The organism is Lelliottia sp. CFBP8978, from assembly GCF_034046055.2.
Classification (GTDB): Bacteria; Pseudomonadota; Gammaproteobacteria; order Enterobacterales; family Enterobacteriaceae; genus Enterobacter.
The window spans coordinates 2,952,396-2,976,996 of record NZ_CM188253.1; the positions used below are offsets into that span (position 1 = coordinate 2,952,396).

The 24,601-nt window shown below is 56.4% G+C and carries 22 protein-coding genes; 2 read left to right on the top strand and 20 right to left on the bottom strand.

Annotation, left to right across the window (positions count from 1 at the left end; all coding sequences use genetic code 11):
• Positions 1-21 precede the first annotated feature (21 nt).
• The 8 genes from menE to SOM82_RS13910 all read right to left on the bottom strand — a co-directional run bounded on the left by menE (position 22) and on the right by SOM82_RS13910 (position 7,944).
• The gene (menE, locus tag SOM82_RS13875; RefSeq protein ID WP_320459745.1) at positions 22-1,383 is read right to left on the bottom strand and encodes an o-succinylbenzoate--CoA ligase; all 1,362 of its coding nucleotides are present in this window, start codon (positions 1,381-1,383) and stop codon (positions 22-24) included.
• Positions 1,380-2,345 (bottom strand): o-succinylbenzoate synthase, encoded by a 966-nt coding sequence (menC, locus tag SOM82_RS13880; protein ID WP_320459744.1) that lies wholly within the window; start codon positions 2,343-2,345, stop codon positions 1,380-1,382. Before menC ends, menE begins: the two co-directional genes overlap by 4 nt.
• A complete protein-coding gene (menB, locus tag SOM82_RS13885; protein WP_320459743.1) occupies positions 2,345-3,202 on the bottom strand; it encodes a 1,4-dihydroxy-2-naphthoyl-CoA synthase in 858 nt (285 codons plus the stop codon). The genes menC and menB overlap by 1 nt, the downstream gene beginning before the upstream one ends.
• Positions 3,199-3,975 (bottom strand): 2-succinyl-6-hydroxy-2,4-cyclohexadiene-1-carboxylate synthase, encoded by a 777-nt coding sequence (menH, locus tag SOM82_RS13890; RefSeq protein WP_320459742.1) that lies wholly within the window; start codon positions 3,973-3,975, stop codon positions 3,199-3,201. The genes menB and menH overlap by 4 nt, the downstream gene beginning before the upstream one ends.
• Positions 3,972-5,642 (bottom strand): 2-succinyl-5-enolpyruvyl-6-hydroxy-3-cyclohexene-1-carboxylic-acid synthase, encoded by a 1,671-nt coding sequence (gene menD / locus SOM82_RS13895; RefSeq protein ID WP_320459741.1) that lies wholly within the window; start codon positions 5,640-5,642, stop codon positions 3,972-3,974. Before menD ends, menH begins: the two co-directional genes overlap by 4 nt.
• A gap of 88 nt (positions 5,643-5,730) precedes the next feature.
• On the bottom strand, positions 5,731-7,026 hold the full coding sequence (menF, locus tag SOM82_RS13900; protein ID WP_320459740.1) for an isochorismate synthase MenF: 1,296 nt from the start codon (positions 7,024-7,026) through the stop codon (positions 5,731-5,733).
• A 97-nt stretch (positions 7,027-7,123) separates the two neighbouring features.
• On the bottom strand, positions 7,124-7,429 hold the full coding sequence (elaB, locus tag SOM82_RS13905; RefSeq protein ID WP_154127432.1) for a stress response protein ElaB: 306 nt from the start codon (positions 7,427-7,429) through the stop codon (positions 7,124-7,126).
• A gap of 53 nt (positions 7,430-7,482) precedes the next feature.
• Positions 7,483-7,944 (bottom strand): GNAT family N-acetyltransferase, encoded by a 462-nt coding sequence (locus SOM82_RS13910; RefSeq protein ID WP_320459739.1) that lies wholly within the window; start codon positions 7,942-7,944, stop codon positions 7,483-7,485.
• A 72-nt stretch (positions 7,945-8,016) separates the two neighbouring features.
• On the opposite strand from SOM82_RS13910, the gene rnz reads away from it, so the two are divergent.
• Both rnz and SOM82_RS13920 read left to right on the top strand, forming a co-directional pair.
• Positions 8,017-8,934 carry a ribonuclease Z gene (gene rnz, locus SOM82_RS13915; protein ID WP_320459738.1) on the top strand — a complete coding sequence of 306 codons (918 nt, stop codon included), beginning with the start codon at positions 8,017-8,019 and terminating at the stop codon, positions 8,932-8,934.
• A 64-nt stretch (positions 8,935-8,998) separates the two neighbouring features.
• Positions 8,999-10,003, top strand: a complete 1,005-nt coding sequence (locus SOM82_RS13920; RefSeq protein WP_154127435.1) for a chemotaxis protein — start codon at positions 8,999-9,001, stop codon at positions 10,001-10,003.
• Between the two features lie 99 nt (positions 10,004-10,102).
• Here SOM82_RS13920 and nuoN read toward each other — a convergent pair whose 3' ends face one another.
• The 12 genes from nuoN to nuoB all read right to left on the bottom strand — a co-directional run bounded on the left by nuoN (position 10,103) and on the right by nuoB (position 24,591).
• Positions 10,103-11,560 (bottom strand): NADH-quinone oxidoreductase subunit NuoN, encoded by a 1,458-nt coding sequence (nuoN, locus tag SOM82_RS13925; protein ID WP_154127436.1) that lies wholly within the window; start codon positions 11,558-11,560, stop codon positions 10,103-10,105.
• A gap of 6 nt (positions 11,561-11,566) precedes the next feature.
• Positions 11,567-13,096, bottom strand: coding sequence for an NADH-quinone oxidoreductase subunit M (gene nuoM, locus SOM82_RS13930; RefSeq protein WP_320459737.1), 1,530 nt, complete (start codon positions 13,094-13,096; stop codon positions 11,567-11,569).
• A 75-nt stretch (positions 13,097-13,171) separates the two neighbouring features.
• Complete coding sequence (gene nuoL, locus SOM82_RS13935) at positions 13,172-15,013, bottom strand: NADH-quinone oxidoreductase subunit L (RefSeq protein WP_320459736.1); 1,842 nt, start codon at positions 15,011-15,013, stop codon at positions 13,172-13,174.
• Complete coding sequence (gene nuoK / locus SOM82_RS13940; protein WP_003861496.1) at positions 15,010-15,312, bottom strand: NADH-quinone oxidoreductase subunit NuoK; 303 nt, start codon at positions 15,310-15,312, stop codon at positions 15,010-15,012. The genes nuoL and nuoK overlap by 4 nt, the downstream gene beginning before the upstream one ends.
• Positions 15,309-15,863 carry an NADH-quinone oxidoreductase subunit J gene (gene nuoJ, locus SOM82_RS13945; protein ID WP_320459735.1) on the bottom strand — a complete coding sequence of 185 codons (555 nt, stop codon included), beginning with the start codon at positions 15,861-15,863 and terminating at the stop codon, positions 15,309-15,311. The genes nuoK and nuoJ overlap by 4 nt, the downstream gene beginning before the upstream one ends.
• A gap of 10 nt (positions 15,864-15,873) precedes the next feature.
• The gene (nuoI, locus tag SOM82_RS13950) at positions 15,874-16,416 is read right to left on the bottom strand and encodes an NADH-quinone oxidoreductase subunit NuoI (RefSeq protein ID WP_154127439.1); all 543 of its coding nucleotides are present in this window, start codon (positions 16,414-16,416) and stop codon (positions 15,874-15,876) included.
• A gap of 13 nt (positions 16,417-16,429) precedes the next feature.
• On the bottom strand, positions 16,430-17,407 hold the full coding sequence (gene nuoH, locus SOM82_RS13955) for an NADH-quinone oxidoreductase subunit NuoH (protein ID WP_095282746.1): 978 nt from the start codon (positions 17,405-17,407) through the stop codon (positions 16,430-16,432).
• Positions 17,404-20,130 (bottom strand): NADH-quinone oxidoreductase subunit NuoG, encoded by a 2,727-nt coding sequence (gene nuoG, locus SOM82_RS13960; RefSeq protein ID WP_320459734.1) that lies wholly within the window; start codon positions 20,128-20,130, stop codon positions 17,404-17,406. Before nuoG ends, nuoH begins: the two co-directional genes overlap by 4 nt.
• Positions 20,131-20,187: 57 nt before the next feature.
• Complete coding sequence (gene nuoF / locus SOM82_RS13965) at positions 20,188-21,525, bottom strand: NADH-quinone oxidoreductase subunit NuoF (RefSeq protein ID WP_320459733.1); 1,338 nt, start codon at positions 21,523-21,525, stop codon at positions 20,188-20,190.
• Positions 21,522-22,022 carry an NADH-quinone oxidoreductase subunit NuoE gene (gene nuoE, locus SOM82_RS13970; RefSeq protein ID WP_095282749.1) on the bottom strand — a complete coding sequence of 167 codons (501 nt, stop codon included), beginning with the start codon at positions 22,020-22,022 and terminating at the stop codon, positions 21,522-21,524. Before nuoE ends, nuoF begins: the two co-directional genes overlap by 4 nt.
• Positions 22,023-22,024: 2 nt before the next feature.
• Positions 22,025-23,827 carry an NADH-quinone oxidoreductase subunit C/D gene (gene nuoC / locus SOM82_RS13975; RefSeq protein WP_154127442.1) on the bottom strand — a complete coding sequence of 601 codons (1,803 nt, stop codon included), beginning with the start codon at positions 23,825-23,827 and terminating at the stop codon, positions 22,025-22,027.
• A gap of 89 nt (positions 23,828-23,916) precedes the next feature.
• A complete protein-coding gene (gene nuoB / locus SOM82_RS13980; RefSeq protein ID WP_003861482.1) occupies positions 23,917-24,591 on the bottom strand; it encodes an NADH-quinone oxidoreductase subunit NuoB in 675 nt (224 codons plus the stop codon).
• Positions 24,592-24,601: the final 10 nt, after the last annotated feature.

Below are 24,601 nucleotides of genomic sequence, written 5' to 3' on the forward strand. Positions count from 1 at the left end.
CCTGGCCCTCTGATTTCAGCGCTAGCCTTTCAGAAAAACATTAACCCATTGCTGTAGCGCGCGGCGCGAGATTTTAATTCCCCCGCTTTTAAGTTCGGCGGGCAATACCAGCCAATGCTGCGGCTGCTGGAAACGAGCCAGCTTATCGCGAACCCATTCAGGAAAGAGGGCGATATCCGTGCCGGTATCACACTCCACCACGGCGACCGGTCGTTGACCAAACTCCGCGTCATCCAGCGGAACGACAAAAACCTGATGAATCAGAGGATGCGCACTGATAACGCGTTCAAGTTCTTCGGGCTGGATCCCTTCACCGCCGCTGAAAAACAGATTATCCATGCGCCCCATGATCGTCAGGCGGCCATCAAGAAGTTCACCGCGATCGCGCGTGGCAAACCAGCCTTTCTCATTCACGAGTGGGACCTGTTTGCCGTCGCGCCAGTAGCCGCTGGCCATACTTTGCGCTTTCAGCCAGATTTCGCCATCAACAATACAGACCTCTCTGCCCGCGAGCGGATAACCCACATCGGCTTTTCCGTCCGCCTCTTTCGCACAGACGGTCGAGGCGAACTCGGTGAGCCCGTAGCCACACCAGCAGCGAATCCCCTGCTCCTTCGCCTTCAGCGTCAGTTCAACAGGGATAGCCGCGCCGCCCAGCAGCACCGCTTTCAGTGCCACCGGTTGGTGTTGATTGAGTAGCCGCCAGAGCTGCGTCGGAACCAGAGACGCATGGGTGCACCCTTGCAGCATCTGTTCCAGCGGTTGTTTATCGCACACCGTCAACCTGGCGCCAGCCAACAGCCAACGCCATAAAATCCCCTGTCCTGAGACATGAAATAACGGCAGCGATAACAGCCAGTCGTCATCACCAGCGTAAGGCATCAAGCCCAGTACCCCTTCAGCGCTGGCAAGATGCGCGGCACTGCTATGCACCGCCGCCTTTGGCAGCCCCGTGGAACCGGAGGTCAGCGTCATGGATACCAGCCGCCCGGGTTGCCACGCTGCGGCATGACAGCCCGGTTGGTCGCGCAGGGTAAGCGGTGCCAGTCCACCCGGCTCGCCGTCCAACGCCAGCGCAAAACGCAGCGTCAGTTGCGGGATGAGCACATCCACCAGCGGGCGCGGGAGTTGCGGATTGATCGGTAAAATGCGCGCTCCGCATTGCAGTAACGCCAGCCAGGCCAGCAGAGTGTCAGGGTGATTTTGCGCCATCAGCATCACCCCGTCCCCCTCTTCTACCCCCTGACGGTGGAACCCGGTCGCCAGGGCATCCACTCGCTGACAAAGCTGCCGCCAGGTGAGGATTTCACGGTTGAGGCGCAACGCAGGTTTATCCGCCTGTCGGCTGCGCCACGCTCTCCACGGCCAGTCGGTAAACATCATAGCAGCGGCTCCAGCGCCTCAACCTCAAGACAAGGGAGCGAATTTCCCGGCCAGCGTCGTACCAGTTGCGATTGCATCAGATTGAGCGTGTCCAGCCCCGGAATCGTGTGCGGCGTGAGCCACGCGGCGATACGCGCCAGTTGCGTCAGACCAAGACTCGACTCAATAGATGAGCTGATCACCGCCGTCATTCCCAGGGCATGCGCCGCGTAAACCTGCTCTCGCACTTTATCAAGACTACCGGTGAGGGTCGGTTTTATGACGACTGCGCTCACCCCCGGTTCGGCGAGAAACTGGAAATCCGCTTCGCGCAGGCTTTCGTCCCAGGCAATGGCGATCCCTGTCTCCTGTGCAAAGGCGCGAGAATCTTCGCGGGTTTTACACGGCTCTTCAAGAAATGCAATGCGATCGCGGCAGGCCGGATTGACATACTTCGCGAACTGCTGTGCCTTAAGCGGCGTCCAAGCGCGGTTTGCGTCCAGACGCAGACGCAGATCGGGAATCGCTTCCAGCAGCAGGTTCACCACCATGCCGTCGCGGACGGCTTCGTACAGACCGACCTTCACCTTCGCCACTTTCTCGCCGGGCATGGCAGCCAGTACCGCAAACAGCTCATCCGGATCGCCCGAACAGAGCGGCGCAGCGCGGTAATCCGCCGCATCAGGCAGGGTTCCGTCCAGCTCGGCCAGCGCGCAGCTTATACCGAACGCCGCAGAAGGTATCGCCGGTAACACCGGAGATTCGCCGTCGCGCCAGGCGACCGTCCACGCCATCAGCGCGGACTGGGCGTCGTCGAGCGATTCCTGGCTAAATCCGGGCAGAGGAGAAACCTCACCCCAGCCTTGCCGCTCGCCTTGTTGCAGATGAACGAAAAGGCCATCACGGGTTTTTAACCGCCGTTCACGCAGCACCACGCCCGCATCCATGGGTATCTGCCAGCGGTAAACCTGCGCGCGGCGCATTACGGATTCCGTTTGTATTTGCTGAAATCAGGCTGGCGTTTTTCGTTAAACGCGTTGCGCCCTTCCTGACCCTCTTCGGTCATGTAGAACAGCATGGTGGCATTGCCCGCCAGTTCCTGCAGACCCGCCTGACCGTCGCAGTCGGCGTTGAGCGCGGCTTTCAGACAACGCAGGGCCATCGGGCTGTTTTGCAGCATTTCACGACACCAGCGTACCGTCTCTTTTTCCAGATCGGCAACCGGTACAACGGTGTTGACGAGGCCCATATCGAGCGCCTCTTTGGCGTTGTACTGACGGCACAAGAACCAGATCTCACGCGCTTTTTTCTGTCCAACAATGCGCGCCATGTAGGATGCGCCCCAGCCGCCGTCGAAGGAGCCGACTTTCGGACCGGTCTGGCCAAAAATGGCGTTTTCCGCGGCGATGGTCAGATCGCACATCATGTGCAGCACGTGGCCGCCACCGATGGAGAAGCCCGCAACCATCGCGACAACCGGTTTTGGACAGGTACGAATTTGACGCTGGAAGTCGAGAACGTTCAGGTGATGAACGCCGGAATCATCCTGATAACCGCCGTAGTCACCGCGCACTTTCTGATCGCCGCCCGCGCAGAAGGCTTTATCACCTTCGCCGGTCAGCACGATCACACCGATATTATCGTCGTAACGCGCATCGGCCAGCGCCTGAATCATCTCTTTAACCGTGAGCGGACGAAACGCGTTACGCACCTGCGGACGGTTAATCGTGATTTTGGCAATCCCGTCTGCGGATTTGTGATAACGAATATCGGTGTAGCCTTCGGAGCAGTCTTGCCATTCAACCGGTGCATACAGCATTTGTTCATCAGAATAGATCATGGGGTGTCCTTTATTCGAAGACGCAGTATCTGAGCCAGACTCGCGGCAACCGCGACGGGATTTTCCCGGTGGGCGTTGTGTCCGGCATTGGGGATCACATGGCGTTCGGCGTTAAGTTCCGCAGCAAGGGCCGCAAACTTGTCGTCGCGATCGCCATACAAATAATAAAAAGGATAAGCGCGGGCGCTGAGTGCACGGCGTAAATCCGGTTGTTCAGCCAGCGATGTCGCCATCAGCATTGCGCCCAGCGCGGGGCCACTGTTTTGCCGACGTAGCATTACCAGCTCGCCACGCTGTGAGTCGGTCAACGAGGCAAAAACGGGCTGCTGATACCAGGCGTTAAAAACGGTCTCTAAGGGCTCATCGCGAAAACGCAGCGCCCATCGGCTGTCGGACTGCCATCGCGCGGTGCGCTCAGCGGCATCGCTCAGACCCGGATGCGCCCCTTCGACAATCAGCCCCGCCAGCCCGTCTGGCTGCTGACACGCATGATACATGGCGATACGACCGCCGAGGGAGTAGCCCACCAGCCAGTAGTTAAGTATGTTGTAACTAAGCAGTGTGGCCTTCAGCCATTGATGCACATCGCTGAATCCCGACACGGCAATATCTTGAGCGTTACCATGCCCCGGGAGATCAAGATACAGCCGCGGATAGTCGGGCAACCGTGCGCCCACATCCTGCCATTCGCGACAATCGCCGGAAAAACCGTGCAAAAAAACCAGCCAGGGAAGACCTGGCTTGCCGGCACGCATCTCTCCGGCCAGTGTCATAGCTGGCTCACCTGTGCCAGCAGGTTCTGTAACATCCGGGCCCCGTCAGCGTCATTCACCACCAGTTCGATTAAGGTCGCTCCCGGCTGTCGCCAGGCGTGATCAAGCGCGTCGTCTAAATCGGTCCAACTTTCCGGGCGGCGGTATTTGAGGCTGAACATGGCCGCGGCGTGCTCAAACTGCACGTTTTGCGGCATCAGATAAAAGCGCTCGCGCTCGCTTTGCGGCGTCGGCAGCAGGGAGAAGATTTGTCCGCCGTTATTATTGACCACAATCAGCACGAACGGCGCTGAAACCTGGCGCAACAGCGCCAGCGCATTCAGGTCATAGAGGGCGGATAAATCACCCACAATGGCCAGCGTGGATTTGGCGCTGGCTCGCTGAACGCCTGCTGCGGTGGAAATCAGGCCGTCAATGCCGCTGGCGCCACGATTGCTGTAAACCGGATATCCGGCTGGCAGCTGTGAAAACGCATCGATCAGACGTACCACCAGGCTGTTGCCAACGAAAAGCTGCCCCTGTTCCGGCAGATAGCGCTGGATACGATGCGCCAGCCCGGCTTCACTAAAGGCTTCGCATTGTTGTGACGTGAGCTCCCACGCCTGACGCGACAGCGCCAGGATATCCAGTGTCCACGGCTGACGTTTTTCCGCCGGATGCGCTTCAAGCCACTGATTGATTTCGCTGACCAGACGACGCCCACGATGGTGAGCGGGATCAAGCCGCCCTTCCTGCGGATCCACCAGCCAGTACTCTTCGGGTTCGCAGGTCGTCTGCCACTGCAATAAACGTTTACCGGTGAGGCTGGAGCCAAGTTGAATAACAATTTGCGCTTCGGCGAGCTCGGTTACCGCTTTGGCATTGCCAAGCCAGAGATCGGCGCAGGGCAGCGGTTGTCCGGTTTGCGACAGAACATCGCCAATCAGCGGCCAGCCCAGCATTTTCGCCCATTCCGCCACCTGTTTGCCTTCGGCTGCGCTCATTCGCCCGGCGAGGACCACCCCGCGTTTTTGCCGCCAGAAGAACCAGTCGCGCTGTCGGGCGCTTTCGAGATGCGTTTGCGCGCGCAACCACGGCTTGTCGCTTTGCCACCAGTTGCCAAGCGCTTGCTGCCACTTCACGCCGGTATCGTCCATCTCGCCATACAGCGGCTCGGCGAACGGACAGTTGATATGCAATGCCCCGTGACGTAATGCGCCCAGCGCGTTGTCGAGCGTCGAGACTAACCAGCTGGCGGGAATATCCTGCGTCGGGCGCGGTAACGCCAGAGCAGCAGAGGGATGCGAGGCAAAAATCCCAGGCTGTCGAATCGCCTGGTTTGCCCCGCAGTCAATCAGCTCAGGTGGCCGGTCGGCGGTAAGGAGGATCAGTTTTTCACCCGTCAGCCCGGCTTCGATCAGCGCCGGATAGAGATTGGCGACAGCCGTACCGGACGTCACGATGACCGCCACGGGCGCTTTACTGACTTTCGCCAGCCCCAGCGCCAGATGACCCAGGCCGCGCTCATCAAAATGGGTATGATGAATAAACGCCCGGTTTTCTGCCGCCGCAAGCGTTAGCGGCGTTGAACGTGAGCCCGGCGCAATACACACATGCCTGACGCCATGGCGAGTCAGGGCTTCAAGAATGACCGCCGCCCAGCGCCGGTTAAAAGAACTTACTGACATGAAATTGTCCGGTATCAATATTAAGACACAGTATAAATAATAGAGAGCGATTGAATTTTGATATGAATCGGTAATGTGCGACTCAGTATTAATCCCTAAGGAGCAGTGTTCTCAGCCCCGCCGCTTTATTCTCTATCTCCTGCCACTCTTCCTCCGGGACCGAACCGCTGACAATCCCCGCTCCGGCGTAAAGCCTTACCGCACTGTCACCCACGCGGGCACAGCGTAGCGATACGCAAAACTCGGTTTGGGCGAGGGAAAGATAACCGGCAGAACCGGCATACCATTCCCGGTCAAACGGCTCAACGTGCTGGATAAACTGATGCGCAGACTGGCGCGGAAGACCGGCGACGGCGGCCGTGGGCTGTAGCCACTGGAGACATTGCGCATCGTCCGCGATGCTCAGTTCCGTCCAGATGCAGCGGCGTAAATGCTGGACCTTGCGCAGCCGGACAACTTGCGGCGGTAGCACTTCCAGCGCCTGAGCGTGATGCTGTAGCCGCTGGCAGATATCTTCAACGACCAGCATGTTTTCACGCTGGTTTTTGTCGTCGTTCAGCAACCAGTCGCCCAATTGCTGCGCCTGCGTATCCTCGCTATGGCTGGCGACGGTTCCCGCCAGCGCCTCGGTACGCAAATGCGTGCCACGGCGTCGCCACAGACGCTCCGGAGATGAGCCAGTAAAGGCATTTTCCGCGTCGAAAATCATGCAGAAATGGTAGCAGTTATGGTTGAGACGACGGCTGGCGGCCATCAGCGAGACGGCATTGACTGGGCGATCAAAATGCAGATCGGTTGCCCGTGCCAGCACCACTTTTTCAAATGCACCGCGGGTAATCGTGTCCGTTGCCTGAGAAATCAGTTCCAGCCATTCTGGTTTTGCGGGGAGTTGGGTTTCGCGCAGCAGTTTCGCTGAAAGCGCGGCTATCGGTTGACTATCGCGAAGCTGTTGCAGCCAGTCGCGGGCGCGTTGTGCGTCCTCCCGAAGCGAGCTGTCGCTCCACAGATTCAAACGTAGCGTTGCCACGCCACCGGCGCGTAGCCACAGCAGGCGAGGCAGAAATAAACTGCTCTGTTCAGGGCGAAAGGCATTCAAACCGCAAATTCGGGTGTCGTCAGTCGCAGTGTGGGCTGTAAGAAAGTGCTGCGCCGAAGATAACGAAGCAAACTGTTCTACCGCCCCCAGGGCAGCGAGCTCTTCATCGCCGTTGCGCTGTTGCCAGTAAAATTGCGGAAAACAGATCTGTGAGCCGAGCCAGGCCAGGGGATCGAAAGCATCGTTTAACGGGAAAGTGACGTCAGCGTGACGCATACCGGGCGATGCAGGAAAGTCTTGCGCAAGAAAGTGGCAAAGACCTTCCAGAGCGATTGAAATCGAATGCACGCTGACCTCTCCCGGTTAAAAACCTCATATTATACGGGGTACTTGCCGTAAAAAGCAGTACCCACGTATAGGGAGGGGTCACCGTTCGTGCAAATGATTAGCGGCGAGAGAGCAACAGCCCGAGTACCAGGCCTGCCGCAGCACCGACGCCGATGCCTTGCCACGGTTTTTCATGCACATAATCATCGGCACGATAAACCGCTTTTTTGGCCCGGTAGTAGTAGTTGTCAGACGCATTGCTGACGCGGTTTTTCACTTCATGCAGCGCCTGTTCAGCGCGTGCCTTCAGCTCAATGTACTTTTGATCGGCCGGATCGCCTGAAGAACGTAGTACTTCTTCCAGCGTTTCGCTTAGCAGTGCCAGATCGTCATCGATACGGGAATCCCAGGATTGAAAAGACATTTTTTTCTCCGTGTGAGTGCATCAGTCCGCTAACTATAGACAACGACAGCGGATTACGCCTGTTTCGCTTCCCGGGCCATACCGATGTGCGCAATCCCATCCTCATCATAAACATTGGTCACCGGGGAGAAGCCAAAGTGGGCATAGAAGCCCTGAAGATGAGCCTGCGCGCCCAGGTATAACGCCTTGTCAGGCCACTGTTTCACGCAGGAGGCGAGGGTTTGTTCCATCAGCGCATAGCCCAGTTTTTCGCCGCGCGCTTTGCTGCTGATAATCACCCGGCCAATGACCACAGGCTCGAAATCGTCTTCACTTTTCAGAATCCTCGCATACGCTACCAGCTCGTTATCTTTCCAGCCGAGGATATGACGGTTCTCTCCTGCCAGATCGTCACCGTCAATGTCCTGATAAGGGCACGTTTGTTCGACGACAAAGACCTCGCAACGCAGTTGAAGCAAGGCGTAGAGGCTGGAAACGGTCAATTCACTATGGTGTAAATCTTGCCACTGGATCATGTCAGGCTCCTTCTTGAGAATCATCCCGTTATACTAAACACTTTCCCGTTCGGCAAAGAGTCTGATTGCGCTATGGAACTGATTTTTCTGGGTACGTCCGCGGGCGTGCCAACCCTGTCACGAAATGTGACGGCGATACTGTTGGATCTGCAGCATCCCACTCGCCCTGGTTTATGGCTTTTCGATTGTGGTGAAGGAACGCAGCATCAGCTGTTAAATACACCGTATCACCCCGGCAAACTCGATAAAATTTTCATTACTCATCTGCATGGCGATCATCTGTTTGGCCTGCCGGGATTGCTGTGCAGTCGCTCTATGGCCGGAAACGCCAGGCCGCTGACCCTTTACGGCCCGGCCGGTCTTCAGGAATTTGTTGAAACCACGCTGCGTTTGAGCGGGTCATGGACGGACTATCCGCTTGAGGTGGTTGAGATCCGCCAGGGCGTGGTGTACCAGGATGAGCGCTGTACCGTGACGGCACAGCCGCTGAATCATCCGGTGGAGTGCTACGGCTATCGCATCGAAGAACACGATAAACCGGGCGCTCTGGATGCCGCAGCGCTTATAGCTGACGGGATTAAGCCCGGGCCGCTATTCCAGCAGCTCAAGAAAGGCGAAACGGTAACGCTGGATGACGGGCGCATTGTTGACGGTCAGGTCTATCTCTCTGCCCCTGTTCCCGGTAAAAAAGTGGCGATCTTCGGCGATACAGCCCCCTGCGCGGAGGCGTTGCTTCTGGCGCAAAGCGTTGATGTGTTGGTCCATGAGGCGACGCTTGAGACGGCAATGGAAGAAAAAGCCAATAGCCGTGGCCACAGCTCAACGCGCCAGGCAGCGCTGCTCGCCTGTGATGCAGGCGTCGGGAAGTTGATCGTCACGCATGTGAGCTCTCGTTACGACGCCCGTGGCTGTGCGGCCCTGCTGGAGGAGTGCCAGAGCGTCTTTCCGGAGTGCCTGCTGGCAGAAGATTTCATGCAGGTTTGCGTTTAGCCCTTCATTTTTCCCCCAGCGTGCCGATAACGATTAAAAGGCAGGCATCTCACTTGAGGGTAAAATGGATAATTTCCAGAAAGATATTGATGACAGGGCGAATCTCACCCTGTCGAACCGGTTTGAGCTGTTATTGTTCCGTCTCGGCACCTCGCTGAATGAAAACAAGTCTGAGCTGTTTGGCATTAACGTTTTTAAGCTGCGCGAAATTGTCCCGATGCCGGAATTCACGAAACCCGCAGGGATGAAATCACCGCTGATGGGCATGGTGAATATTCGCGATCAGGTGATCCCGGTTATCGATCTGGCGGCAGTCGCGGGCTGTAAGCCCGCTACCGGTTTGAATATTCTGCTGATTACCGAATACGCCCGCAGCGTGCAGGCGTTTGCCGTCGAGTCCGTGGAAAACATCATGCGCCTCGACTGGAAGCAGGTTCATGCGGCTGAAACCGCGGTCAGTGGACGCTATATCACCAGCATCGCCTGCCTTGATGAAAAAACGGATACCAACGACCTGGCGATGGTGCTTGATGTTGAACAGATCCTGTATGACATCACGCCATCTAACCACGATCTGCATGCCAATAATCTGAAGACCAAAAAATTCAACATCAAGCCGGGTGCGGTGGCCATTGTTGCCGAAGACTCCAAAGTCGCGCGCTCAATGCTGGAAAAAGGGCTGGAAGCAATGAATATCCCGGCCCAGCTGCATATTACCGGCAAAGAGGCATGGGAGAAAATTGGCGTTCTGGCCGCACAGGCACAGGCCGAAGGCGTACCGATCACCGATAAAATCGCGCTGGTCCTGACCGATCTCGAAATGCCGGAGATGGACGGATTTACGCTCACGCGTAAAATCAAATCCGATGAAATCCTCAAGCACATTCCGGTGGTGATCCACTCATCCCTCTCCGGCAATGCCAACGAAGATCATATCCGTAAGGTCAAAGCTGACGGCTATGTGGCGAAGTTCGAACTCAATGAGCTGTCATCGGTCATTGAGGAAGTGCTGGATCGCTCCATGAAGAAAATTGAGGGTCCACTGATCAGCAGGAAACAGTTAGCGTAGGTTTAGTGCAGGCTGTTGCCCTCACCCCGCTCTCTCCCACCGGAGGGCGATAATCATAAAAAAACCCGCCGAGGCGGGTTTTTTTATTTCTTGCGTCACTTACATCAAAGGCATCGCATGCTGCACCAGCGTGATCAGCGGCTGCGGATAGATACCGAAGATCAGCACCAACAGCGCAGAGATCAGCACCACGATACCGCCCGCGCTGTACTGCCAGTTAGATGGCGCATCGCGGTTCAGCTGCTGTGGCGCAGTCAGGTACAAGCTCACCGCCACGCGCAGGTAGTAGTAGAGACCAATCGCGGAGCCGATAACGACCGCCGCTGTCAGCCACCACAGACCCGCCTGCACACCGACAGCCAGCACGTAGAACTTACCAATAAAGCCCAGCGTCATCGGGATGCCCGCCAGAGACAGCATCATCACCGTCATGACCGCTGACAGAATCGGGCGGTGCCAGAACAGACCACGATAGGAGAACAGGGAATCGGCATCCGGGCCACGGTAAGGGCTGGACATCAGACTCACCACGCCGAACGCACCGAGGCTGCTGAACAGATAACCGGCCAGGTAAACCCCCACGGTCTCCATCGACATCGAACCGCTTTGCAGCGCAATCAACGCCACCAGCAGATAGCCCAGGTGTGAGATGGAAGAGTAACCGAGCAGACGCTTGATGTTGGTCTGGCTCAACGCCATCAGGTTACCGAAGATGATGGAGGCGAAGGCAATAATGCCCAACACCACACGTACCGCTTCGCTATCGCCCACTGGAGCGTACAGGAACAGACGCATCACCACGCCGAAGATAGCGATTTTGCTCGCCGTCGCCAGGAAGGTGGAGACAGGGGCCGGAGCGCCCTGATACACGTCTGGCGTCCAGAGGTGGAACGGAACCAGAGAGAGTTTAAAGCCCAGTCCGACAATCATCATGCCCAGACCCGCCAGCAGCAGCGGTTCATGCAGCATGTTGTCGCCAAGGCTCTTGCCGAGCGCCACGAAAGAGAGATTACCCGACTGCGCGTACAGCAGCGCCATACCAAACAGCAGGAACGACGAAGCAGCAGCGGACAGGATCGTATACTTGATGCTTGCTTCCAGAGAGCGCTTCTGACGGAACGCATAGCCAATCAGGCCAAACAGCGGCAGCGAGATCAGCTCAATACCGAGGAACAGCGCAGCCAGATGGTTCGCATTCGCCAGCAGAATCCCCCCCAGGGAGGCGATCAGAACCAGCAGATAGAACTCTTCTTTGTTGTCGTTATAGCCTTCAAGCCATGGATAAGCAAAGGTACAGGTTGCCAGGCTCGCCAGCAGAACCAGCCCGGTGTACAGCATGGCAAAACCGTCAACGCGCATCAGCGGCGTGACGTCCATAGCGCCCGCCTGGCCAACAAACCAGAGGGAGACTAACGCAGCGTTCAAACCCAGAACCGACAGCGTGGCATTCAGGAAGTGATTGCGTCGCCACGCAATGGAGAGCATCACAACCACCACCGTCAATCCGACGATCAGCAGCGGTAGCAGCGCGATCAGTTGTTGTGGAGTTATTGTCATGGCGATTTACGGCCTTGTAGTAGAAGCAGAATTAACAAACCACTGCTGGATGTTACCCATCGCGGAATGCGAGGTATCCAGAATCGGCTGCGGCCAGAAGCCCAGCAGCACCAGCAGTACGACCAGCAGCAGAACGATGAACAGCTCGCGCAGCGACATTCCAGGCAGTTCTTGCGCCGAGATTTGGCTCTTCGCTTTACCGAAGTAAGCACGATGCAGCATCGCCAGCGAATACACGGATGCGAAGACCAGGCCGAAAGTGGAGATGATCGTAATCACTGGCACCACTTTGAAGCTGCCGAACAGAATCATGAATTCGCCGACAAAGTTACCGGTACCCGGCATCCCCAGGGTCGCTACCGCAAAGAACATCGACAGCGCAGGCAGCCATTTAATCTTGCTCCACAGACCGCCCATCATGCGCATATCACGCGTGTGCAGACGCTCATACAGCTGACCGCAGAGAATGAACAGACCCGCCGCAGACAGACCGTGGGCAATCATCTGGATAACCGCGCCCTGGTACGCAAGCTGGCTGCCGGTGTAGATCGCAATCAGTACGAAGCCCATGTGGGAAACGGAGGTGTACGCGATCAGACGTTTGATGTCGTACTGCGTGAAAGCCATCCATGCGCCGTAGAAGATACCGATCACACCAAGCCACATGGCAATCGGGGCGAACTCAGCGGAGGCGTTCGGGAACAGCGGCAGCGCAAAACGCAGCAGACCGTAGGCCGCGGTTTTCAGCAAGATCCCCGCCAGGTCAACAGAACCCGCCGTTGGGGCCTGGGAGTGCGCATCTGGCAGCCAGCCGTGCAGCGGAACCACCGGCATTTTCACCGCAAACGCAATGAAGAAGCCCAGCATCAGCAGATATTCAACGCCGTGAGACATCGGCGTCTTAAGCAGATCCTGATAGTTGAAGGTCCAGACACCGGTTGCGTTGTAGTGAACGAACACCAGCGCCAGAATGGCAATCAACATCACCAGACCGCTCGCCTGGGTGTAAATGAAGAACTTGGTGGCCGCCGTGATACGCGTTTTACCGTCGGACGCCTTATGGCCCCACAGCGCGATCAGGAAGTACATCGGTACCAGCATCATTTCCCAGAAGAAGAAGAACAGGAACATGTCGATGGCAAGGAATACGCCGATCACGCCGCCCAGGATCCACATCAGGTTCAGGTGGAAGAAGCCCTGGTATTTTTGAATTTCTTGCCAGGAGCAAAGTACCGCCAGAACGCCGAGCAGGCCGGTCAATACCACCATCAGCAGCGACAGACCATCGAGAGCCAGGTGGATCGTGATACCGAAACGCGGTATCCACGGCAGGATAAATTCAGACTGCCACTGCGGAATGCCCGCAGACTGGGTCAGAGAGTAGCCGCCCTGCAACCACAGTTGCAGTGACAGCGCCAGCGTCAATCCCATGGTGATCAGCGCAATCCAGCGCGGCATCTTCACGCCAAAGCGTTCGGTCTGCCAGCACAGGAATCCACCGATGAAGGGAATTAATATTAGCCAGGGTAATAACATGGCGATTTTTATTCCTTTTTAAGGCCCCACCAGGGGCCTGATTTTCAACGAATTCGCAAACAATTCACGTAACGATCAACGCAGGAACATCAGCAGCGCCAGCACGACAACCGCACCAATGCTCATTGATGCCACATACCAGCGCAGATAACCGTTCTCACTCAACAGCAGACCTTTGCCTGCGAAGCGGGACAGCACAGCCGGGATGTTCATCATTGAGTTCAGCGGATCGCGCTTCAGCAGCCACGCAACGCCGAGGAATGGCTTAACGAAGATCTTGTCGTACAGCCAGTCAAAGCCCCACGCGTTGTACCACCAGGTGCCCAACAGACGACCAGGAGCGCTGTTGGCGACGGCGGTAACCAGAGTACGTTTACCCAGCCACAGCCATGCTGCAATCAGGATCCCCGCAATGGCGACCACACCGGAGGTGATTTCAAGCGTCAGAACGCGACCGTGCTCAAGCTCGGTGGTATCCGGCAGTACGCCCTGCAACGGTGGCACAATCATTGCGCCAACGAAGGTAGACAGCACCAGCAGAACCAGCAGCGGCAGGTGGTGGGTAATCCCCTTCCCTGCATGAGCGTGAATTTGTTCTTTACCGTGGAAGACGATGAAAATCATTCGGAAGGTATACAGGGAGGTCATGAATGCACCGACCAGACCTGCCACCATCAGATTGATATGCCCATTTGCCATGGCACCCGCAAGAATTTCGTCCTTACTGAAGAAGCCCGCGGTGATGAGAGGCAGAGCCGACAGCGCCGCGCCACCCACCAGGAAGCAAACGTAAACCAGCGGAATAGATTTCCGCAGACCGCCCATTTTAAAGATGTTCTGCTCGTGATGGCAGGCCAGAATGACGGAGCCAGACGCGAGGAACAGCAGCGCTTTAAAGAACGCATGGGTCATCAGATGGAAAATCGCCGCATCCCACGCCTGCACGCCCAGCGCCAGGAACATGTAGCCAATCTGGCTCATAGTGGAGTAAGCGAGAACACGTTTGATGTCGGTCTGCACCAGCGCGGCAAAGCCTGCCAGTACCAGCGTGACAGCACCCACGATGCCCACCAGATGCAAGATTTCTGGGGTCATCAGGAACAGGCCATGCGTACGTGCAATCAGGTAAACACCCGCGGTCACCATGGTGGCAGCGTGGATCAGCGCGGAGACAGGCGTTGGACCTGCCATCGCGTCGGCGAGCCAGGTCTGCAACGGCAGCTGCGCGGATTTACCCACAGCACCACCCAGCAGCATCAGCGTCGCCCACGTCAGCATATTGTTGCCTGCTTCGAAGTGTGCCGGAGCCAGTTCGACCATTTCGCGGAAGTTCAGCGTGCCCAGTTCGTTGTACAAAATGAACAGAGCGAAAGCGAGGAAGACGTCACCCACACGGGTCACGACAAACGCTTTCATCGCTGCTGCGCCATTCTTCGGATCGGTGTAATAGAACCCGATCAGCAGATAAGAACAGAGACCCACGCCTTCCCAGCCGAGATACATCAGCAGCAGGTTATCGCCCAGCACCAGAACAACCATGCTGGCAATAAAGAGGTTGGTGTAGGCGAAGAAGCGGGAATAACCCTCTTCACCGCGCATATACCAGGAGGCGAACATGTGGATCAGGAAACCGACACCGGTAACAACAGAGAGCATGGTCAGAGAGAGACCATCCAGCACGAGGTTGAAACCAATGTTGAAATCACCGACCGACATCCAGGTCCACAGCGGCAGACTAAACGCCTGCTTGCCGTTATTGAAGAAGTCGATACCGGCATACGCTGTCACCAGCGCTGCCAGGCCGATTGAGCCAATGCCCACTGTCGCGGACAGATTTTCCGACCAGCGGCCGCGGGAGAAAGCCAGCAGCACAAAGCCAATCAACGGGAAAATAATGGTTAAGGCAAGCATGTTCATCCACGCAACTCACTTACTGAATCGATGTTCAGGTTCTGGCGGCGACGATGGAGCTGCAGTAACAGCGCCAGGCCAATACTCGCTTCGGCAGCCGCAAGGCTGATGGCGAGAATATACATAACCTGACCATCGGTCTGGCCCCAGTAGCTACCGGCAACCACAAAGGCCAGCGCGGAAGCGTTGATCATGATTTCCAGACCGATCAGCATAAACAGCAGATTGCGGCGGATAACCAGACCGGTTAAGCCCAGAACGAATAAAATCGCGGCGAGGATCAGTCCATGTGTTAAGGGGATCATGCGCGCTCCTCCGTTTTTCTTTTCGCGCTATCGTTCGCACGGTTGCTCAGTACCTCACCAGCGCGTTCTTCACGGCCAACGTGGAAGGCAACAACCAGGCCCCCCAGCAGTAGCATTGATGCCAGTTCAACGGCCAGAACGTAAGGCCCAAACAGGGTGATACCCACTGCTTTAGCGCTGATCGGTGTACCGTCAATGCCCTGATCGTTGACGCCGAGAATGGCGTAAACGATCACCGCCAGCATGATAGCCGACAAAATAGCCGGGCCAATCCACACCTGCGGTTTCAACCACTGACGTTCCTGCTCAATTTCAGAGCCGCCCAGGTTCAGCATCATGACTACGAAGACGAACAGAACCATGATGGCGCCGGCGTAAACGATAATTTCCAGCGCACCCGCAAAGTGGGCGCCCAGCGCGAAGAACACGCCGGAAATGGCCAGCAGCGAGATGATTAAGTAAAGCAACGCATGCACCGGATTGGTGTGCGTGATCACTCGCAGCGTGGCCAGGATGGCGATAAGGCCACAGATATAAAAAGCGAATTCCATTGCCCTCTCCTTACGGTAACAGGCTCTTGACGTCGATAGGCTTGGCTTCGTTCTCTGCTTCGCCCTTATCTTTGCCGTCGATTGCCATACCCGCCATCCGGTAGAAGTTATATTCCGGGTATTTGCCCGGACCGGAAATCAGCAGATCCTCTTTTTCGTACACCAGATCCTGACGTTTGTACTCACCCAGTTCGAAATCTGGAGTCAGCTGAATCGCCGTGGTTGGGCACGCTTCTTCACACAGACCGCAGAAAATGCAGCGTGAGAAGTTGATGCGGAAAAACTCAGGGTACCAGCGGCCGTCTTTGGTCTCAGCTTTCTGCAAAGAGATACAGCCGACCGGGCACGCTACCGCACACAGGTTACAGGCAACGCAACGCTCTTCGCCGTCCGGATCGCGTGAAAGCACGATGCGGCCACGGTAGCGCGGCGGCAGATATACCGGCTCTTCCGGATACATCTGGGTTTCGCGTTTTGCAAACGCGTGCAGGCCAATCATCCAGATACTGCGTACCTGGGTGCCAAAGCCTACCAATAATTCTTTTAAGGTCATGGTCTATTGCCCCTTATGGCTGCTGCCAGAGAATGACAGCCGCCGTTACCAACAAGTTGACTAGCGTCAGCGGCAGGCACACTTTCCAGCCGAAGGACATTACCTGGTCATAACGTGGACGCGGTAATGAGGCGCGAATCAAAATGAACATCATCATGAAGAACGCGGTTTTCAGCGCGAACCAGATGAACGGCGGTAAGAACGGGCCATGCCAGCCACCAAAGAACAGCGTTACCATCAACGCGGAAATGGTGACGATACCGATGTACTCCCCCACGAAGAACAGACCGAATTTCATCCCGGAATATTCAATGTGATAACCGTCGGCCAGTTCCTGTTCGGCTTCTGGCTGGTCAAACGGGTGACGGTGACAGACCGCCACGCCCGCGATAGCAAAGGTGACAAAACCAAAGAACTGCGGAATGACGTTCCAGATGTCGGCCTGGTTGTTAACGATGTCGGTCATGTTAAATGAACCGGCCTGCGCCACCACGCCCATCAGGGAGAGGCCCAGGAACACTTCGTAGCTCAGGGTCTGCGCAGACGCACGCATCGCACCCAGCAGCGAGTATTTGTTGTTACTGGACCAGCCCGCGAACAGCACCGCGTAAACCGCCAGGCCTGCCATCATCAGGAAGAATAGAATCCCGATATTCAGATCAGCCACAACCCAGGTCGGGCTAACCGGAACGATAGCAAACGCCAGCAGCAGCGAGGTAAAGGCGATCATTGGAGCAAGAGTAAAGATGACGCGATCCGAGAATTTCGGGATCCAGTCTTCTTTAAAGAACATCTTGATCATGTCCGCGACCAGCTGGAGTGAACCACCCCAGCCCACGCGGTTCGGTCCGTAACGATTCTGGAACAGACCGAGCAGACGACGTTCACCAAAGCTCATGAACGCACCGCAGGTGACAACCACCAGCAGAATGACCACCGCCTTAAGGATGCTTAACAGAATTTCGATGAGATCCGGCGTTAACCAACTCATGCTTGTGCCTCCTGCAGATTATCAAGACGCGCGCCCGCCAGCACCGGTGCGATACCCGGCAGACCCATCGGCAGACCCACCTGCCCTGCTGTCAGACCTTCGGAGATAATCAGCGGCAGGCTGATGGTCTGGCCTTCATAGCTAAAGGAGATCTGGCTGCCCGCGTTAACGCCAAGCTTCGCGGCATCTGCCGGATTGAGCTTGATGTATGGCTGTGGCATCCGCGTCTGGAACACAGGAGAGCGCTGGGACATCTCGTCGCTACCAAACAGATGGTAGTAAGGCGCGATACGCCAGTTGCCTTCCTGGGCCTCGAAGCTTGCCGGCACGATCGTGAAGTAATCCAGACCGTTTTCGCTTGCTTCAATCAGACGCACACCCGGATCGCCGTGGCGCAGAGAGCCGCCCACTTCAGCCTGGAACTTGTTCCATGCCTGTGGGGAGTTCCAGCCCGGAGCCCATGCGAACGGCACCTGAGAGCGCGGAGCAGACGGCTGGTTGTTCCCTTCCATAGAGAAGGCAAACATCGTGTCTTTATCCTGCGGCTGACGCGGTTCGTGCACGCTGATATTCGCGCGCATGGCGGTACGGCCACTGTAACGGTGCGGTTCACGGGCCAGCTTCTGGCCGCGAATGCGGAAGCTCGCGTCCGGCGCAGCTTCTTTAATGCCAGCCAGCTGCGGTAGTTTTGCGACCACGGCATCGATCACATCATCGAGCTGCGTCCAGTCCACCTGACGGTTTTCCACGGTGCTGTGCAATGAGTGCAGCCAGCGCCAGCTTTCCAGCATCACGGTGTTGCTGTCGTAGTAAGACGGGTCATAAACCTGGAAGAAACGCTGTGCGCGGCCTTCGTTATTAATCACCGTACCGTCGCTTTCCGCAAAGCTTGCGGCAGACAGTACCAGGTGTGCTTTGTCCATAATCGCTGTACGTTGATGGTCGATAACCATCACCAGCGGCGCTTTAGACAGAGCAGCATCCACGCGAGCCGCAGAAGCATGACGATGTAAGTCGTTCTCAAGCACGATAACGCCGTCAGCCGCACCCGATTCGAGTTCGCTCAACGCCGACTCCAGAGAGCCGCCGCCAATCATCCCCAGCCCCATGCTGTTCACGGCACGGGCAATCATGGTGACGCCAACGTCAGCCCCACGCCCTTTCAGGGCTTTGGCAACGTTCGCTGCCGCCTGAATGACGTCAAGGCTACCGGCGTTTGTCCCGGAAATAATCAGCGGTTTCTTCGCCCCCGCCAGTGCCTGTACGATCACGTCGATCTTGCTTTGCAGATCGCGATCCAGACCTTCAACGGCCGGCGCACTGTTATCCAGGGCATGTGCAATGGCAAAACCAAGGCGCGCCTGATCTTCAACCGGCGCACGGTAAGTCCATGCAGCGATATCATCCAGACGGGTGTTGTCGACGTTAGTCACAAACAGCGGATGCTTGGCGCGCTGGCCAATGTTCAGGATTGCCGCAATCTGCCAGTCAGCCACTTTCTGAGCCGCTGCCATTTCACGTGCTTTACCTTTCACCGCCTGGCGAACCGCCAGCGCAACACGTGCACCGGTCTGCGTCAGATCTTCACCCAGCACCAGTACGGCATCATAGGATTCGATTTCACGCAGCGCAGGGGTACGAATACCGCCTTCGCGCAGGACTTTCAGCACCAGTTGCAGACGTTCCTGCTCGCCGTGAGCGATACCGGTATAGAAGTTATCCGCACCGACTAGCTCACGCAGCGCAAAGTTGCTTTCGACGCTGGCACGCGGGGAACCAATACCGATCACTTTCTTCGACTGGCGCAGAATATCGGCCGCGCCCTGCATCGCTTGTTCAGCATTCAGGGTAATGAAATCATCACCGCGACGTTGAACCGGCTGACGCGGACGGTCTTTCAGGTTCACATAGCCATAGCCGAAACGACCGCGGTCGCAGAGGAAGTAGTGGTTAACGGTACCGTTATAGCGGTTTTCGATACGACGCAGCTCGCCGTAACGCTCGCCAGGGCTGGTGTTACAACCCAGGGAGCATTGCTGGCAGATGCTTGGCGCAAACTGCATGTCCCATTTACGGTTATAACGCTCGGAGTGCGTTTTATCAGTGAATACGCCGGTCGGACAGATTTCGACCAGGTTTCCGGAGAATTCGCTTTCAAGCGTACCGTCTTCCGGACGACCAAAGTAGACGTTGTCATGTGCGCCATAGACGCCCAGATCCTGACCGTCCGCGTAGTCTTTGTAGTAACGAACACAGCGGTAACAGGCGATGCAGCGGTTCATTTCATGAGAGATGAACGGCCCCAGATCCTGATTACGGTGAGTACGTTTCGTAAAGCGATAGCGACGGAAGCTGTGACCGGTCATAACGGTCATATCCTGAAGGTGGCAGTTACCGCCCTCTTCACAGACCGGACAGTCGTGCGGGTGGTTAGTCATCAACCACTCAACCACGCTTTCACGGAACTGTTTCGCTTCTTCATCGTCTATAGAAATAAAGGTGCCTTCGGTGGCTGGCGTCATACAGGACATTACCAGGCGACCACGCGTGTCTTCCGCGTTTTGATATTGCTTTACCGCACACTGGCGGCAAGCACCGACGCTGCCCAGCGCCGGATGCCAGCAAAAATACGGAATATCAAGGCCGAGAGACAGACAAGCTTCTAGCAGGTTGTCCGCCCCGTTGACCTCGTATTCTTTGCCGTCTACATGAATCGTAGCCATTAGCATGCTTCCAGTTGGCTCAGTCTAAGACTGAGCGTTAATCAAAATTCAGTATCGCTACCAGCGCGCTTTAAGCAGGTTCGGCTGAATACCATTAATCAAATGGGTATTGCTGAACTGCTGCTTGATGCCTGCTTCGAATTCTTCGCGGAAATATTTAATCGCGCTCTGCAATGGCTCAACAGCGCCTGGTGCGTGGGCACAGAAGGTCTTACCCGGACCGAGGAATCGACACAATTGCTCAAGTGTCTCGATATCGCCCGGCTGGCCTTCGCCGCGCTCGATAGCGCGCAGAATCTTCACGCTCCACGGCAAACCGTCACGGCATGGTGTACACCAGCCGCAGGATTCACGCGCGAAGAACTCTTCCAGATTACGCACCAGCGAGACCATGCCAATTTCATGGTCAACGGCCATCGCCAGCGCCGTACCCAGACGGCTGCCCGCTTTACCGATGCTTTCAAATTCCATCGGCAGATCGAGGTGAGCTTCGGTCAGGAAGTCGGTCCCTGCGCCGCCCGGCTGCCAGGCTTTAAACTTCAGCCCATCGCGCATACCGCCAGCGTAGTCTTCGAGGATTTCACGTGCCGTCGTGCCAAATGGCAGCTCCCAGAGACCCGGGTTCTTCACTCGACCGGAGAAGCCCATCAGCTTGGTCCCCGCGTCTTTGCTGCTGGAGATGTTCTGATACCACTCCACGCCATTCGCAAGGATTGCCGGAACGTTGCACAGGGTTTCGACGTTGTTGACACAGGTCGGTTTACCCCAGACGCCGGAACTTGCCGGGAATGGCGGCTTGGAGCGTGGGTTCGCGCGGCGGCCTTCGAGGGAGTTGATCAGTGCGGTTTCTTCACCGCAGATATAGCGCCCTGCACCGGTGTGCACAAACAGTTCAAAATCAAAACCGGTGCCGAGAATGTTTTTACCGAGCAGGCCCGCTTCGGTGGCTTCTGCAATCGCGCGACGCAGATTCTCTGCCGCTTCGATGTACTCACCACGCAGGAAGATGTAACCCCGGTAGGCTTTCAGCGCAAACGCGGAGATCAGCATGCCTTCCACCAGCAGGTGCGGCAGCTGCTCCATCAGCAGGCGGTCTTTATAAGTGCCTGGCTCCATTTCATCCGCGTTACACAGCAGGTAACGGATATTCATGGATTCGTCTTTCGGCATCAGGCTCCACTTCAGACCGGTGGAAAAGCCTGCGCCGCCACGGCCTTTCAGGCCAGCGTCTTTTACCGCATTGACGATTTCATCGGGCGCCATGCCGGAGAGGGCTTTGCGAGCCCCTTCGTAGCCGTTTTTGCTCTGATATTCGTCAAGCCATACCGGCTGTTTGTCATCGCGCAGACGCCAGGTCAGCGGATGAGTTTCAGCAGTGCGAATGACTGTTTTCATTTGTACCGCTCCAGCAGATCAGGAATCGCTTCCGGCGTCAGATGGCTGTGAGTGTCCTCATCAATCATCATGCTCGGCCCCTTGTCGCAGTTGCCCAGGCAGCAGGTCGGCAGCAGGGTAAAACGACCATCAAACGTCGTTTGACCTGGCTTAATGTCGAGTTTCTTCTCGAGTGCGGCCTGAATCCCCTGATAACCGGTGATATGGCAGACAACGCTGTCACAGTAACGGATGACGTGACGGCCAACCGGCTGGCGGAAAATCTGGCTATAGAACGTTGCCACACCTTCCACGTCGCTTGCCGGAATACCCAGCACATCCGCGATCGCATAAATCGCGCCATCTGGCACCCAACCGCGCTGTTTCTGGACAATTTTCAGCGCTTCAATGGACGCCGCACGCGGGTCTTCGTAGTGGTGCATCTCGTGCTCAATCGCCGCACGTTCTGCCGCACTCAGCTCAAAAGCCTCGGTTTGTGGTTGTTGATTCTCGTGCATAATTAGCGGTCCACATCTGACATAACAAAATCAATACTACCCAGGTACACAATCAGGTCGGAAACCAGACTGCCGCGAATCGCGGACGGGATCTGCTGCAGGTGCGCATAGCTCGGTGTACGGATACGGGTGCGGTAGCTCATGGTGCTGCCGTCGCTGGTCAGGTAGTAACTGTTAATACCCTTGGTCGCTTCAATCATCTGGAAGGATTCGTTGGCCGGCATGACCGGGCCCCAGGAAACCTGCAGGAAGTGAGTGATCAGGGTTTCGATATGTTGCAACGTGCGCTCTTTCGGTGGCGGCGTCGTCAGCGGATGATCGGCTTTGAACGGGCCTTCCGGCATATTGTTGAGGCACTGCTCAAGAATGCGCAGACTCTGGCGCAGCTCTTCTACTTTCAGCATCACGCGGGTGTAGCAGTCGGAGACACCGCCGCCAACCGGCACTTCAAAGTCGAAGTTTTCGTAGCCAGAATATGGACGGGCTTTACGCACGTCGAAATCAATACCGGTTGCACGCAGACCAGCACCCGTAGTGCCCCACTCCAGCGCCTCTTTTGCACCGTAAGCAGCAACGCCCTTAGAGCGGCCAATCAGAATGGTGTTACGCAGCGCGGCTTTCTCGTAAGAAGCCAGACGCTTCGGCATCCAGTCGAGGAATTCGCGCAGCAGACGATCCCAGCCACGTGGCAGATCGTGTGCGACACCGCCGATACGGAACCAGGCCGGGTGCATACGGAAGCCGGTAATCGCTTCAACCAGATCGTAGATTTTCTGACGGTCGGTAAACGCAAAGAACACCGGCGTCATCGCACCAACGTCCTGAATGAACGTGGAGATGTACAGCAGGTGACTGTTAATGCGGAACAGCTCAGAGAGCATGACGCGAATCACGTCAACGCGTTCAGGCACTTTGATACCGGCCAGTTTCTCAACGGCCAGCACGTACGGCATTTCGTTCACGCAACCACCGAGATACTCGATACGGTCAGTGTACGGAATGTAGCTGTGCCATGACTGGCGTTCACCCATTTTTTCAGCACCACGGTGGTGGTAGCCGATATCGGGAACGCAATCGACAATTTCTTCGCCATCAAGCTGCAGGATAATACGGAAAGCACCGTGCGCAGATGGGTGGTTAGGACCGAGGTTGAGGAACATGAAGTCCTCGTTTTCGGTGCTGCGCTTCATGCCCCAGTCTTCCGGTTTGAAGGTCAGCGCTTCCATCTCCAGATCCTGCTTGGCTTTGGTCAGCTCAAACGGGTCGAATTCGGTGGCGCGTGCCGGATAGTCTTTACGCAGCGGGTGGCCGGTCCAGGTCTGCGGCATCATGATGCGCGTCAGATGAGGGTGGCCATCGAAGGTCATACCGAACATTTCCCAGGTTTCACGCTCATACCAGTTGGCGTTCGGGAAAAGTTTGGTGATCGTCGGCAGATGCATGTCGTTTTCAGACAATGCCACCTTGAGCATGATATCCCGATTGCGGTCTATTGAGATCAGGTGGTAGAAAACGGAAAAATCCGCCGCGGGTAAACCGTGACGGTGGGTGCGCAGACGCTCATCCATGCCGTGTAAGTCAAACAGCATGACGTAAGGTTTAGGCAGTTTCTTTAAGAACTCTACCGCTTCCAGCAATTGCTCACGCTTCACCCAAACAACGGGTACCCCGGTGCGGGTGGCCTGAACAGTAAAGGCATCCGGCCCAAAACGGTTGCGCAGTTCGCCAATGACCGGGTCATCCAGATGATCCCGGGTTTGCCATGCGGCGTCTTGCGCGGTTAAGTCGGTCATATTGTTCACCATTGCAAATGGTCCGTGGTGACTGTCGGGCGTGGCTTCGCGCTATTTGTATAGTGATATGCGAAGGTTTACTCCATGCCCACAGGCGCAAATTAAATTTCGTCAGGCGTACGCAGATTAGTGACTGCGATACGTTCGCCGCGTTTACGCTCGCGCTCAGACTGCATATTGGCGCGATACACCCCCTGGTCACCTACAACCCAGGAGAGCGGACGGCGTTCTTTGCCGATCGACTCCTGCAGCAGCATCAACGCCTGCATGTAAGCTTCCGGACGCGGCGGACAGCCAGGGATGTAAACATCCACCGGGATAAACTTATCCACGCCTTGCACTACAGAATAAATGTCGTACATACCACCGGAGTTTGCACAGGCGCCCATGGAGATAACCCATTTCGGCTCGAGCATCTGGTCGTAGAGACGCTGAATGACGGGTGCCATTTTGGTGAAGCAGGTTCCTGCCACAACCATCAGGTCAGCCTGACGCGGTGAAGCACGCAGTACCTCAGCACCAAAACGCGCAACGTCATGCACCGCAGTGAATGACGTCACCATTTCAACGTAGCAGCAAGAAAGACCAAAGTTGTATGGCCAGATGGAGTTTTTACGCCCCCAGTTGACCATATCGTGCATGGCATGTTCGAGCTTGCCCATATACACGCTTTTGTTGACTTCTTGCTCCAGGGGGTCGGTTACGATCTCCTGTTTTTGCAGGGGGTAACGGTCATTCTCACCGTTAGGATCTATGCGGGTGAGCGTATAATCCATCTTATTGCCT

Coding starts and splice junctions, on each gene's coding strand:
- nuoL (WP_320459736.1), bottom strand. CDS start 15,013: ATGAACATGCTTGCCTTAACCATTATTTTCCCGTTGATTGGCTTTGTG.
- menH (WP_320459742.1), bottom strand. CDS start 3,975: ATGACACTGGCCGGAGAGATGCGTGCCGGCAAGCCAGGTCTTCCCTGG.
- SOM82_RS13910 (WP_320459739.1), bottom strand. CDS start 7,944: ATGATCCAGTGGCAAGATTTACACCATAGTGAATTGACCGTTTCCAGC.
- nuoI (WP_154127439.1), bottom strand. CDS start 16,416: ATGACCTTAAAAGAATTATTGGTAGGCTTTGGCACCCAGGTACGCAGT.
- menE (WP_320459745.1), bottom strand. CDS start 1,383: ATGATGTTTACCGACTGGCCGTGGAGAGCGTGGCGCAGCCGACAGGCG.
- rnz (WP_320459738.1), top strand. CDS start 8,017: ATGGAACTGATTTTTCTGGGTACGTCCGCGGGCGTGCCAACCCTGTCA.
- nuoJ (WP_320459735.1), bottom strand. CDS start 15,863: ATGGAATTCGCTTTTTATATCTGTGGCCTTATCGCCATCCTGGCCACG.
- menB (WP_320459743.1), bottom strand. CDS start 3,202: ATGATCTATTCTGATGAACAAATGCTGTATGCACCGGTTGAATGGCAA.
- nuoB (WP_003861482.1), bottom strand. CDS start 24,591: ATGGATTATACGCTCACCCGCATAGATCCTAACGGTGAGAATGACCGT.
- elaB (WP_154127432.1), bottom strand. CDS start 7,429: ATGTCTTTTCAATCCTGGGATTCCCGTATCGATGACGATCTGGCACTG.
- nuoK (WP_003861496.1), bottom strand. CDS start 15,312: ATGATCCCCTTAACACATGGACTGATCCTCGCCGCGATTTTATTCGTT.
- nuoE (WP_095282749.1), bottom strand. CDS start 22,022: ATGCACGAGAATCAACAACCACAAACCGAGGCTTTTGAGCTGAGTGCG.
- nuoG (WP_320459734.1), bottom strand. CDS start 20,130: ATGGCTACGATTCATGTAGACGGCAAAGAATACGAGGTCAACGGGGCG.
- SOM82_RS13920 (WP_154127435.1), top strand. CDS start 8,999: ATGGATAATTTCCAGAAAGATATTGATGACAGGGCGAATCTCACCCTG.
- nuoH (WP_095282746.1), bottom strand. CDS start 17,407: ATGAGTTGGTTAACGCCGGATCTCATCGAAATTCTGTTAAGCATCCTT.
- nuoN (WP_154127436.1), bottom strand. CDS start 11,560: ATGACAATAACTCCACAACAACTGATCGCGCTGCTACCGCTGCTGATC.
- nuoF (WP_320459733.1), bottom strand. CDS start 21,525: ATGAAAACAGTCATTCGCACTGCTGAAACTCATCCGCTGACCTGGCGT.
- nuoC (WP_154127442.1), bottom strand. CDS start 23,827: ATGGTGAACAATATGACCGACTTAACCGCGCAAGACGCCGCATGGCAA.
- nuoM (WP_320459737.1), bottom strand. CDS start 13,096: ATGTTATTACCCTGGCTAATATTAATTCCCTTCATCGGTGGATTCCTG.
- menC (WP_320459744.1), bottom strand. CDS start 2,345: ATGCGCCGCGCGCAGGTTTACCGCTGGCAGATACCCATGGATGCGGGC.
- menD (WP_320459741.1), bottom strand. CDS start 5,642: ATGTCAGTAAGTTCTTTTAACCGGCGCTGGGCGGCGGTCATTCTTGAA.